We start from the raw sequence: 12,419 nt of genomic DNA, 5'->3' as shown, positions 1-12,419 counted from the left end.
AACAGAGGAAAGAATCTGAATACCTAAGGCCATCAGACTTTTTCGATTGCTTAAAAAATAAAAGGAATAAAATCTAGGTAGTTGAATTGATGCTAAATCAATAGCATCACTTTCCTTGAACTTTGGATAGCTCAGTTTTTCTTTTTCTTGCCACCGCCGTCCTGCTTATTCACAGTCGACCAGGCAATACGCTCTGCTTCGTCTTCAGGGCGACCACGATCTTTTTCACTGTCTTCAATATGCTTAGCCTGTCGTTTTTGCTTTTCGGTATAAGCTGATTTATCACCTCTAGACATTTTACTATCCTCATCAGGTAGGGTCTGAAATCACTATAACAAGGGATTATTTTGGCGCGGGTAATCATCTGTCAGGATTTGTTTGAATTATTTTATAGCTTTAAGATGAATTTTATAGATATCCATCAAATTCTGTTTTTCAAAGATTCTAAAACTAAAACGTATTAAATATTTTAGAAAAAAGTAGATAACAGCTAGAAAGGCTGTTATCTACTTTCAAACTTTGATTAGCCGTTAATAATACTGCCGCCATTTACATGAATGATCTGACCTGAAATATAGCTAGCTTCTTCACTGGCCAGAAATAAATAGGCAGGAGCGACTTCACTCGGTTGTCCCATACGTCCCATTGGTGTCTGTTTACCAAAATCTTCCAGTTGTTCTTCATCAAAGCTACTTGGAATGAGTGGTGTCCAGATTGGGCCTGGTGCAACACCATTCACACGAATTCCGGTTTTATTTTTCGCCAGATTGGTAGATAAGCTGCGGGTAAAAGAAGTAATCGCACCTTTGGTGCTTGAATAGTCTATCAGTGTGTCATGTCCATGATAGCTGGTGATACTGGTGGTATTGATAATACTGTCACCTGCCTGCATATGTGGAAGTACCGCCTGAGTCAGATGGAACATGGACAGGATATTGACATTGAAGGTCTTGAATAACTGGTCTGGAGAAATATCGGTAATACTGTCCTGCGGATACTGCACACCTGCATTATTTACCAGAATATTAATGGTTTTAAATTCCTGAAGGGTCTGCTCAACCATTTTCTTGATTTCATCAGGATGCTGTAAATCGCATTGAATCAGCAGACAACGTCGTCCTTCTGCTTCAACCATTTTTTTTGTATCAAGCGCATCCTGATCTTCATCCAGATAGCAAATGGCAATATCGGCGCCTTCGCGGGCAAATAATACTGATACAGAGCGACCAATCCCGCTGTCACCACCTGTAATGAGTGCTACTTTGCCTTTTAATTTATCGCTACCTTTATAATTTTCTTTAATGACTTCCGGATTAGGATCCATTTTAGTCTGGTCACCCGGTTGATGGGCTTGGGTTTCAGTTGAAGCTGGAGTTTCAGGATAGTTATTCATATTTTTTCCTTGATTGCTCTTGAGGAAAAAATATATTAGGAGCTTTTAGTTGGGATTAAATTAGACTCAACATTTCATAACAGAACCTCTGCAGGATTTAGCATTTATTCATTTAGCTTAAATTGACACTTTAGAACTGCCTGTTTTAGTTATTTAAAGTCGACTTCTAGAATGAAATATCGGGTTTCTTTTTAAGGAAAAGAGCGATAAGCAGGAATATACCTTCAGTGGATTACAGAAGAGTTAAGTCGATTTAGGAACCAATCTGCAAAATAAAACCAATAACTTATTTACAACCAAATAAATCTAAAATATACAGCTAGATAAGCTACAAGTATTTCTTTACAACTGCGCTTTTAACCAGAATGGAGAAGCACATTGCGCGCTATCCGCTATAAATATATTGTCCTGATCCTTTTACTTTTGCTCGTTGCATTTGGCGTATTTCGCTGGTGGCAAGGGCCACAAGTCACAGGTTATACCTTAGAGCCGATGCCGCTGGTGCAATCAGTGGTTGCCACCGGGCAGGTCATCACCGTTTCACGTGCTCAAGTCGGTAGTGAAGTAACCGGCGTGGTACTAGAACGTCGGGTCAAGGAAGGCGATCGGGTCAAACCGGGCGATTTGCTAGTTGTACTTAAATCGGATGAACTGGCAGCCCAAGTTCGTCAGGCAGAAGTCGCATTGAATGAACTGGCAACCAATCGCCGTCCACAAGCCTCAGCAGAATTAGCTTCAGCAAAAGCTCAGCTGGAACAGGCCAGCCGTGAAGCGACGCGTCGTCGCAATGCCGAAGCAGGCATCCTTTCGGCAGAAGAAATTGAACAGGCTGTAGAGGCAGAAAGGGTAGCACGCAATAATTATGAAACTGTGCGTTTAAAAGCAGCTGCACTGGCACCTGGTCAGGTAGAGGAGGCTTCATTGCGTGAGCAGCTTTCGGTAGCACAGGCTCAACTGGCTAAAACTAAAATCCGGGCAACTGTTGCTGGAACGGTGCTGACCCGTGATGTTGAGCCTGGCGATCTGGTTCAGCCAGGACGTACCTTATTTACCATTGCAATGGATGGTAATACCGAAATCCGTGTACCACTGGATGAACGTAATCTGTCACGACTGGCGTTGTCCCAGAAAGCGACTGCAATTGCCGATGCTTACCCGGATAAACCTTTCCCAGCCCGGATTAATTTTATTGCACCGAGTATCGATCCTCAACGCGGCACGGTAGAAGTGCGTCTATCGGTTGATCCGGTACCTGATTTCCTGCGTCAGGATATGACGGTATCGGTTAATGTCGAGACAGGTCGCCGTGATCGTACCTTAGCGATTCCGAATGATGCGCTAGGGAAAGTACAGGGCGATCAGGCCACCGTATTACTGGTACGTGATAGCAAAATCCAGCGACAAAAAGTGAAACTGGGTCTGCGCGGACTTGCCATGTCTGAAGTGATTTCCGGTTTAAAAGTGGGTGACCAGGTACTGTCAGATGCAACTTCAACTTTAAAAGATGGCACACGAGTTCGATTTAAGCCCGAAGAAATCAACTATGCCGACCAGAATAATGATGCCAGCAATAAAAATGAATTACCGGTGAAATTCGAGTGAAAAAATTACTAGGGCGTCTCTGGATTGAATGGAAGATCGCAATCAGTTTTTTGCGAGAAGGCCGAATGCAGTCTCTGATGATTACAGTGGGTGTTGCTGTAGGGGTGTCTGTGATTGTTTTTATCTCGGCACTGATACAGGGCTTGCAGTCTAATATCATCGAAAGGACTTTAGGGACACAGGCACATATCCGTTTATTGTCTCCCGATGAAGTGAACCAAGTTATACCCGCACCCGCAGGCACTGTGCAGCTGGTTCTAGAAGATAAACGGGCCCAAAGACTACGCTCTATCAATAATTGGCAAGAGGTCGTGACGACCTTGGATCAGGTGCCTTTATTGACAGCTGTTTCTCCAGTAGTTTCTGGACCTGCATTCGCACAGCGCGGTGAAGCTCAGGAATCGGTTGCGCTGGTGGGCATGGATCCAGAACGTTATCAGAAAATAATTCCACTCAAAGAATATATGATCAGTGGGCAGTTACGTGTCGGTGCAGATGATGTAATGATTGGCAGTCAGCTGGCTAAAGATCTGGGTGTACAGGTGGGTAGCAAATTACGATTAGACACCGGTCAGGACAACAGTACTGTCGTAAATATTTCCGGAATTTTTGAACTTGGAGTACGTGAGCTGGATTCGCGCTATGTCTATATGGATTTAAAACAGGCACAGTCCTTACTCAGCCTGCCAGGCGGGATCACTGTAATAGACCTGACGGTAGAAAATATTTTTGAAGCAGAAAATATTGCAACGCAGGTCGGGCGTTTGACATCCTTACAGGCAGAAAGCTGGATTAAAACCAATGGTCAGTTAATGAATGCCATCTCAGCGCAGAGCCTTTCCACCAATATGATTATTATTTTTGTGGCCATCTCCGTCGCTTTTGGTATTGCTAGCGTCTTGTCAGTCAGTGTCGTACAACGGACTCGTGAAATTGGCATCTTAAGGGCAACAGGGGCCACACAAAGACAAATCCTGCGCGTTTTCCTGTTTCAGGGCGCAATTTTTGGCTTGTTGGGGTCTATTATCGGCAGTGCAGTCAGTTATTTGCTGGTCTGGATCTTTAATGAATTTGGCCCAGGCCTGTTCTATATCCCAATTTCAATCAATCTGCTATTGCTGGCTTTATTGCTGGCCACATTGACTGGTGTAGTGGCAGCGGCTATACCATCCCGTCGTGCTGCGGCACTTGATCCTGTGGAGGCAATTCGTCATGTCTGATTCATCGAATGAAGTCTTGCGGCTGGAAGCACTACGTAAATCTTATAATATTGGTCAGCCTAATGAAGTCGAAGTTCTGCATGGCATTGATTTGTGTATTGAACGTAATGACTTTGCAGCACTAATTGGTCCTTCAGGCTCGGGGAAAAGTACTTTATTGAATATTCTGGGTCTATTGGACCAGCCAACTAGCGGTGAACTATATCTGCTTGGTCAACCCACCAGCCGTATGGATGACGCTGCACGTACCGCATTACGCGGCAGCAGTATTGGATTTGTATTTCAGTTTCATCATCTGATTCAAGCTTTTAATGCATTAGACAATGTCCTTATGCCGTTAATGATGGCACATGGAAAGCCTGATCAAAAGGCTCTAGACCGCGCTCATGAACTTCTGGCTGCAGTCGGGCTGGAAAAGTATGCACATCGAAAACCGAATGAGCTTTCCGGCGGTCAACAACAGCGTGTTGCAATTGCTCGAGCACTCATTACAGAACCTGCCTTGTTGCTGGCCGATGAACCGACCGGGAACCTGGATACCCAGACCGCGTCTGAAGTTTTTGAACTGTTTCGTAAAGTAAATAAGGAACAGGGCTGTGCCATTTTGCTGGTGACTCATGATCCGCGCTTGTCTGTTAGTTGTGATCGCACCATCAAGTTAGTTGACGGCCTGATTCAAAGTGATACCAGAACAGCTCCAGCAGATATTCCTGAAAATACTTAATTTTTAAATATTTTAAGAATTTGTATTCTCCAATTATGGATAAATAAAGATTTTTCTTATCACTTAAGCCTTGCAATAAAGCTGATACAAGGTTTGCATCAGGATAAGTACTTTGGGGTCGGAAAGCTGATAGAAAATCTGCTTTCCTTCACGACGCGTGCTGACCATTTCGGCTTTTCGGAGCACCGTAAGTTGTTGTGAGAGAGTGGGTTGGTTAATATCTGTTTGTAGCTCAATCTGTTGCACATTCATTTCACTATCGACCAGTACACATAGAATTTTCAGTCGGTCAGAATTCGACAACACTTTTAAGCGTTCGCTTACCACATGAGCCTGAGAAAAATCAATACGTGTCTGAGTTTCATCTGCTGTCATATAAAAAACCTGTATTAGTCACACAATATTTAAAAACCGTCTTGATTAATATTTATAATTATATAATATAAAATTATATATTTTAAGTGGAATATGCTCATGCATGACTTTTTGGCAGCGTTTCTCGGTGGATTACTGCTTGGTCTTTCAGTGGTCGGCTATCTGTATGTGAATGGCCGTATTGCGGGCGTGAGTGGGTTGGTTGGGCAGGTACTTAATCGAAAGACAATTTTCAAAACTCCTGCGGTCTGGTTTTTAGCAGGACTATTTATAGTTCCATTTATCTACGGCGTATTGTTTCAGCCAGAAATTGAGCTGAATGCCAGCCCATGGATGATGGTCATTGCCGGTTTGCTGGTTGGTTTTGGTACACGTTTAGGTTCAGGTTGTACCAGTGGACATGGCATCTGTGGGATTAGCCGTCTGTCAAATCGCTCCTTTGTTGCGACCGGGTCTTTTATGCTGGCGGGATTTATCACGGTTTATGTTGTTCGTCATCTGGTTGGAGCTATCTAAATGAAAAATCTATTCGCTTTTCTATTTGGTGGCCTGTTTTCAGTCGGCTTAATGCTCTCAGGTATGTCTAATCCTGAAAAAGTTCTGGATTTTCTGGATCTGTTTGGGGATTGGGATGCCAGTCTTGCCTTTGTCATGATGGGGGCAATTCTGGTGGCTTTTATTCCTTTCCAGAAAGCTAAACATAATCCACATCCGACCACTTTATTTAATGAACCCATTGATTTACCAAAGAATCAAAAGATTGATCCTAAACTTCTGTCGGGTAGTTTATTATTTGGAATCGGTTGGGGAATTGCAGGTATTTGTCCGGCACCCAGTTTTACCCTGATTGGTTTGGGACATTATCAAGCTCTGTATTTTATTGCAGCTATGCTGCTTGGGGTCTGGATTCACCGTAAATGGGCAGGAGTATAAATATGACACAGCAGCCAAACGTCAAAGCATTTTTTGATAAAAATACCAATACTTTTAGTTATGTGGTGAGCGATCCTCAAACTGCCCAATGTGCCATTATTGATAGCGTGCTGGATTATGATGCTGCGTCTGCCACCACGTCGACCGAGCATGCCGATCGGATGATTGCTTATGTGAAATCACAAGGTTTGACCGTGGAATGGATTCTGGAAACTCATGTACATGCCGATCATCTGACAGCTGCCCCATATCTGAAACAGCAATTAGGCGGCAAGATTGCAGTCAGTAAGAAAATTGCGTTGGTGCAGGAAACTTTTGGCAAGATATATCATCTGGACATGAAACAGATCAATGCGCATCAGCCTTTTGATTATCTGTTTGAAGATGGTGAGCATTTCAAGATTGGCGAACTGGAAGTTTATAATATTCCTACGCCAGGCCATACACCTGCCTGTTTAAGCTATGTGATTGGTGATGCCGTCTTTGTAGGGGATACACTGTTTATGCCGGACTATGGCACGGCTCGTTGTGATTTTCCAAATGGCAGTGCCTCGGTTTTATATGATTCTGTTCACAAGCTGTTTCAGCTCCCGGAAAGCACCCGTGTATTTTTGTGTCATGACTATTTGCCAGAGTCACGTCATGAATATCAATGTGAAACCACGATTCAGCAGCAAAAACAGCAAAACATTCATATCCGTGAAGGGATTAGCAAATCTGAATTTGTGCAGATGCGTCGGCAGCGTGATGCGGGTCTAAGTATGCCAAAGCTGATTTTGCCTGCGATCCAGATTAATATGAATGGCGGACAGTTCCCAATGCCAGAAGCCAATGGCGTGTCTTATTTGAAGCTGCCGCTAAATTATTTTAAGAAGTGATCAATTTATCAGGAACAAAATATTAATCTTTAAATTAAGCGCTTATAAAGTTTGCGAATTTTAATATTCCACCCTATGCTATTTGGGTTAACTCATTTTTTATATTTTCAGGGTGCATTGTGCTCAGACAGTTCTTTAAACAGATCTGGTTTGTGACGCTTATGGTCTTCGCCGTAGGCTGGAGCAGCATGTCTGTTGCTTCAGCAAAAACGATGCATCTGGAAACGTCAGCCAAGCAGATGAGTTCCCATTGTCAGGAAATGGCAAAAATAGAGAAGTTACATAGCCAGCATCAAGCTATGCATGGTTCTGCTCATGATATGAGTCAGGACATGGATTGCCACTCCGACTTAAACGAGCACAAAGATGACTGTCCGGATTGTATTTATAGCTCTTGCCATAGCTTGAGTAGCTGGATCGATGTGGAAATCTCGAAGTTATCTCTCCCTGAGATCCATGTTTTAGAAACTACTTTTATTTCTAATTATCAAGCCAAGCACCTTGCCGGGTATTGGCAGGAAATTCTGCGCCCACCTAAAGCTTAATCCTCGTTATTAATATTTCAAAAATCAAGGATTAAGTTATGTCGATTAAAATTAGTCAAAGCCTGTTATTGGGCTTAAGTTTAGTGATCTCGTCTTCATTATTTGCTGCTGTAAAAGAATACCAGCTGGTTATTGAAGAAGGTCCTGTTAATCTCACCGGTAAAACCGTACAACGTATTACAGTGAATGGAAAATTTCCTGCACCTTTACTGGAATTTGAGGAAGGTGATGAAGCTGTTATTCGCGTCAAAAACAAGCTAAAGAATAAAGAAAGCTCTCTGCATTGGCATGGTTTATTGCTACCCGGCCTGATGGATGGTGTCCCCGGTTTTAACGGGTTTCAGGGCATTGCACCTGATCAGGAATTTGTCTATCGCTTTAAAATTCGTCAGAGTGGAACCTACTGGTATCATGCCCATTCCAAGGGGCAGGAACAGGACGGCCTTTACGGCGCCTTTGTAATCTATCCCAAAAACCAGGCGGAAGTTCCTGCACATGAGCAGACCGAGCGTGATTATGTGGTCATGCTTTCAGAATTTCATGAGCAGTCCGGCCAGCAGATCATGAATAATTTAAAAAAATCTGCCGAGTATTATCAAAATCAGCGTGAAACTCTGAGCGATGTTTTTCAGCAAATCAAACGGGAAGGGCTTAAAGCCACCTGGAATGATCGCAAAATGTGGAACCAGATGCGCATGCTGAAAACCGATCTGTCTGATGTAACCGGCTATACCTTTTTGGTGAATGGAAAAACGCCTGAACAGAACTGGATAGGACAGTTTAAACCGAATGAAAAAGTGCGACTGCGTTTTATCAATGCCTCTGCCATGTCATTTTTTGATGTGCGTATTCCACAGTTGAAAATGACGGTGGTCAGTGCAGACGGACAGCCTGTTAAACCTGTAGCGGTCGATGAATTCCGCATTGGTGCCGCAGAAACCTATGATGTGATTGTAGAGCCTACTGCGGAGCATTATCAGATTGAAGCTGAATCGATTGACCGTTCCGGTTTTGCGATTGGCAGCTTACAGAATGAGTTAAAGCCAGCTCATCATGCCATACACAAACCTATATCCCGTCCTCGTGCCTTATTGACCATGGAAGATATGGGACATGGCAATATGCAGGGTGAAGCACACGAGCAGATGAATCATCAGAATCATGCTAGCCATGACATAAATGTTAAAAAAGATACTGAACATTCGATGATGGGACATAAGCAGCATGCATCAGCCAAAATTATCGAGCAAGGAGAGGACAATCATACCGAGCATTCAGATACTTCATCCGCTATAGATCATGTGAATCACTCAAATATGACCGGGGATATGCAACATGAAAAAGATGCCAAAACTTTTACGCAGCAACCAGTTTACGGCTGGGCCAATGCCTCTACACCGGTAGGGCATAAAGCTTTGCAATATAGCGACCTCAAATCTTTAACTCCGCAAAAAGATATTCGCGACGCAGAAAGCGAATTGGTGATTCGTTTAGGCGGCACCATGGAACGGTATATCTGGACCATGAACGGCAAGAAATTTAATGAAGCAGAGCCGCTCAAAGTGAAATTTGGGGAACGGATCAGGCTGAAATTTATCAATGACAGTATGATGGCACATCCGATGCATTTACATGGCATGTTCATGCAGCTCGAAAATGGCCAGTTTGCAATAGATATGCCGAATAAACATACAGTGATTGTCCCACCTGGAAAAACCGTTACGACTTTGCTGACTGCAGATGAACTAGGTGAATGGGCGATTCATTGTCATCTGTTGTATCACATGACTGCCGGAATGATGAATAAACTGATTGTAGCAAATGTTCAGGAAAATGACGTTTCGACTCAGAATACTGTGCGGGAAGATCATTCCAATCATCACATGACAAAACCAGCAGAAAAACAAGGAGATGCTCATGCACACCATTAATCTTTGTTTGAAGCCTGTTTTGGCTAGTGTATTGGCGTTGGGAAATATGACTGTTTTTGCCGAAGATATATCTCAACAGCATGCTGATCATTCGATGCATCATCAACAATCACTCCAATCGTCAGAGCATCATTTAACTTCAGTAGCACCGGAAATTACTGAAAGTTTAATTCCAGATTCAGCTTCAACCTATTCCAGCGAACATGATCATCGCAAGGAACATGGAGGGCAAATTTATACGCGGGTCAAACTGGACAATAAATGGATCAAAAACTCAGAAGGTGAGGGAGGCTTACAGTCTGAGAATGAGCTTCGGATTGGCACGGATGAAAATAAACTGTTCATTAAACTCAAAGCTGACAAGCAGGAATCCAGAGCAACAGAATATGCAGTCCAAGCTCTGTATAGCCGGAATATTTCAGATTTCTGGGATGCTCAGGCGGGTCTTCGCTACCGTCAGGAAAATTTGGGTCAGCCTAATGCTGGGCAAGATATTGAACATGTAGATGCAATATTTGGATTCCATGGACTGGCGCCGTATTTCTTTGAAACCAATGCACATCTGTATCTTGGTCAAGATGATTTTATCGGACTTGAGCTAGAAACAGAACGTGATCTGCTACTCACACAAAAACTGATTTTGCAGCCTTATGTTGAAGTTGACCTCATTTTGAAGGATAAAGCAGCCAATGCTAAAAAGACTGGAATAAGTCATGCAGCATTCGGTCTGGAAACTCGTTATGAGGTCAATAAAAAGATCATGCCTTACCTTAATATTGCTTATGAATATTCCAAGGGCAACGAGAAAACTTCATGGCAGGACGCATCTGATTCTGAACAGGGCTGGCGTTATGGAATCGGTTTAAGAATGATGTTCTAAACAGATATCTATATAAGCTAATATTTATGAGGCGGGAAAATCATTTTCTCGCCTCATATACTCAGCTATATCTTATTCTTAAGGCCTCTATAAACTTTTATATTTTTCTTTGTTTTAAATTATTCATCTTCAGAATAAATATAAATACGATTGGACTTATAAAAACCCAAAGTGCCATAAAGCTAATACTACTACTGAATTGAGTTCGTAAAAGGGACAATACCAATAGTAAAAGACTGCCTGAGATCAATTTAACGATGACCGGATAACTCACAAGAAAAGAATATCGAGACTGTCTGGTTTTTAAAATCTGTTTTTCACTCACTGCATAAAAACCAAAACAGGCCATCCAGATCAGTCCTACTATTGCCATCCATATCATGAAGAAGACTCCTGCTGTGCAGTTTTAAGCTTGGCCTGAATTTTATGAACAGCTTTTTGCTGGATAGGTGTAATTTTCTGATGTAGGAAGTAAGCGAGAAGTGCCAAGATCCAGAGCATCAGATCGATACGCAAAAACAGCCAATAGTTCGCAAAAGAATCCAGATAATGCTGGGACCACAAATAATACAGGTCGATGAGTGGAAGCATAAAAGCGGCACAGATGAGAATTTTAAGCTGCGTTTTCCATAAATGCTGTTGTGGCGTTAAACAGGCCAAGATAAAACTACTCAGCCAAATACTAAAGAAGATATAGATTTCATAATTTGTGGTGCCTACAGGAATGTGAATCAAACGGTTTGCATAAAGATAAGCCAGCATGGCAATAGGTAAACCAATTATCATGGTGATATTCAGACGATTCACCAGATAATATCCAAAGTGAAAACGATCCGATTTTTTCTGCATCTGTCGTTTCAGACTCCAGAGCAATAATCCGGAAGCGATCATGGCACAGCCTAATATGCCTGAGAAAAATAGGGCTAAACGTAAAACAGGTTCAGCAAAACGTGCCATGTGCAAACCATATACTCCGGCATTCAGGGTAGCAATTGCACTGTCATTACGGGTGTTTTCAAGCAATTTGCCCGTCGTCGCATTGAATACGAGTTGTGCCTGATTGCGGGTAATAGAATGATCTTTCAATTCGGTTAAGGTAATCTTTGCCAGCTGGGTATTCGGCTGCTTCACGGTAATATTGTCAAATTCTAATTTTCCCCAGTGCTGCTGCGCCGTAGTGATAAAATGTTGAATCGGCAACATCTCCGTTTTAATGGGCACAGCAGAGGGAGCAAGCACATTTTTGGTTCGGATTTCTTCAAAATATTGAAATGGATTTTCTGGATATAGCTTTTTCATGCCAGAAGGCAAAACAATATAAAAGAAAATAGCCAGGCCAGTAAAAGTCATAGTTAAAAAGAACGGTAGCGCAATGACGGAACTGACATTATGAAAATCCAGATAGGAACGTTGTCCTTTAAAAGCTCTCAGAGTAAAGAAGTCGGTCAGAATTTTTTTATGGGTAATGATTCCGGAAATCAGGGTCATCAACATGATGAATGCAGCAATGGTGACAATCAGACGGCCAATGGTATAAGGTACGCCATATAGCTGAAAATGAAAGTTATAGAAAAAATCTCCGCCCTGTGTAGCCGAAAGCGTTAATTCCTTACCTGTCATAGCATCCAGGGTTTTAAGTTGATAAGCACCCTCTGCAGTTTGCCAATAAATTTTATTAACCGGTAAATCCTGATTCGCTACCCCGATATACCAGTTCTGTGCATCAGGTGCATGTTGCTGTAAATAGCTATAAGCAGTTTTTAAAGCAATTTCCTGGTTAACCTGCATCGTGGCAAATTGTGGCTGCATCCACATTGTAATTTCATGGCGATAATAGGTAACCGCACCTGTTAAAAAGATCGCGAAGAGGAGCCAGCCAAAACTTAAACCTAGCCATGAATGTAGCCATGCCATAGATTGACGGACAGATTTATGCAT

Annotated in this window: 13 protein-coding genes; 9 read left to right on the top strand and 4 right to left on the bottom strand. The window is 42.5% G+C overall.

Features of this window, described 5'->3' with window-relative positions:
- Positions 1 to 131: 131 nt before the first annotated feature.
- Together FTV25_RS01605 and FTV25_RS01600 are read right to left on the bottom strand one after the other, a co-directional pair.
- Positions 132 to 296 (bottom strand): hypothetical protein, encoded by a 165-nt coding sequence (locus FTV25_RS01605; RefSeq protein WP_166138732.1) that lies wholly within the window; start codon positions 294 to 296, stop codon positions 132 to 134.
- A 227-nt stretch (positions 297 to 523) separates the two neighbouring features.
- A complete protein-coding gene (locus FTV25_RS01600) occupies positions 524 to 1,393 on the bottom strand; it encodes an SDR family oxidoreductase (protein WP_180001998.1) in 870 nt (289 codons plus the stop codon).
- Between the two features lie 378 nt (positions 1,394 to 1,771).
- Here FTV25_RS01600 and FTV25_RS01595 point away from each other — a divergent pair, with 378 nt between their 5' ends.
- From FTV25_RS01595 to FTV25_RS01585, 3 genes are read left to right on the top strand one after another with little or no spacing between them, the layout of a single operon-like run.
- Positions 1,772 to 2,995, top strand: coding sequence for an efflux RND transporter periplasmic adaptor subunit (locus FTV25_RS01595; protein WP_179993039.1), 1,224 nt, complete (start codon positions 1,772 to 1,774; stop codon positions 2,993 to 2,995).
- Positions 2,992 to 4,215 carry an ABC transporter permease gene (locus FTV25_RS01590; protein WP_179993038.1) on the top strand — a complete coding sequence of 408 codons (1,224 nt, stop codon included), beginning with the start codon at positions 2,992 to 2,994 and terminating at the stop codon, positions 4,213 to 4,215. The genes FTV25_RS01595 and FTV25_RS01590 overlap by 4 nt, the downstream gene beginning before the upstream one ends.
- Complete coding sequence (locus tag FTV25_RS01585; protein ID WP_125279884.1) at positions 4,208 to 4,939, top strand: ABC transporter ATP-binding protein; 732 nt, start codon at positions 4,208 to 4,210, stop codon at positions 4,937 to 4,939. The genes FTV25_RS01590 and FTV25_RS01585 overlap by 8 nt, the downstream gene beginning before the upstream one ends.
- A gap of 63 nt (positions 4,940 to 5,002) precedes the next feature.
- Here FTV25_RS01585 and FTV25_RS01580 read toward each other — a convergent pair whose 3' ends face one another.
- The gene (locus FTV25_RS01580; RefSeq protein ID WP_180001997.1) at positions 5,003 to 5,314 is read right to left on the bottom strand and encodes a metalloregulator ArsR/SmtB family transcription factor; all 312 of its coding nucleotides are present in this window, start codon (positions 5,312 to 5,314) and stop codon (positions 5,003 to 5,005) included.
- 99 nt (positions 5,315 to 5,413) lie between these two features.
- Here FTV25_RS01580 and FTV25_RS01575 point away from each other — a divergent pair, with 99 nt between their 5' ends.
- The 6 genes from FTV25_RS01575 to FTV25_RS01550 all read left to right on the top strand — a co-directional run bounded on the left by FTV25_RS01575 (position 5,414) and on the right by FTV25_RS01550 (position 10,481).
- Complete coding sequence (locus tag FTV25_RS01575; protein WP_034170880.1) at positions 5,414 to 5,830, top strand: YeeE/YedE family protein; 417 nt, start codon at positions 5,414 to 5,416, stop codon at positions 5,828 to 5,830.
- The gene (locus FTV25_RS01570; protein WP_034170881.1) at positions 5,831 to 6,247 is read left to right on the top strand and encodes a DUF6691 family protein; all 417 of its coding nucleotides are present in this window, start codon (positions 5,831 to 5,833) and stop codon (positions 6,245 to 6,247) included.
- 2 nt (positions 6,248 to 6,249) lie between these two features.
- Complete coding sequence (locus FTV25_RS01565) at positions 6,250 to 7,125, top strand: MBL fold metallo-hydrolase (RefSeq protein ID WP_180001996.1); 876 nt, start codon at positions 6,250 to 6,252, stop codon at positions 7,123 to 7,125.
- Positions 7,126 to 7,244: 119 nt separating this feature from the next.
- A complete protein-coding gene (locus FTV25_RS01560; protein WP_180001995.1) occupies positions 7,245 to 7,670 on the top strand; it encodes a hypothetical protein in 426 nt (141 codons plus the stop codon).
- 38 nt (positions 7,671 to 7,708) lie between these two features.
- Positions 7,709 to 9,601: a copper resistance system multicopper oxidase gene (locus FTV25_RS01555; RefSeq protein ID WP_180001994.1), complete on the top strand. Its 1,893-nt coding sequence runs from the start codon at positions 7,709 to 7,711 to the stop codon at positions 9,599 to 9,601.
- Entirely contained in the window at positions 9,588 to 10,481 is an 894-nt protein-coding gene (locus tag FTV25_RS01550; protein ID WP_180001993.1) for a copper resistance protein B, read from the top strand. Before FTV25_RS01555 ends, FTV25_RS01550 begins: the two co-directional genes overlap by 14 nt.
- 378 nt (positions 10,482 to 10,859) lie before the next feature.
- On the opposite strand, the gene FTV25_RS01545 is transcribed toward FTV25_RS01550, so the two are convergent.
- On the bottom strand, positions 10,860 to 12,419 hold the full coding sequence (locus FTV25_RS01545; RefSeq protein WP_180001992.1) for a PepSY domain-containing protein: 1,560 nt from the start codon (positions 12,417 to 12,419) through the stop codon (positions 10,860 to 10,862).

Origin of the sequence: Acinetobacter sp. YH12249 (assembly GCF_013417475.1) — a bacterium.
Taxonomy (GTDB): domain Bacteria; phylum Pseudomonadota; class Gammaproteobacteria; order Pseudomonadales; family Moraxellaceae; genus Acinetobacter.
Note: the sequence above shows the minus strand (reverse complement) of the source record. Positions and strands in the feature narration are given on the sequence as shown.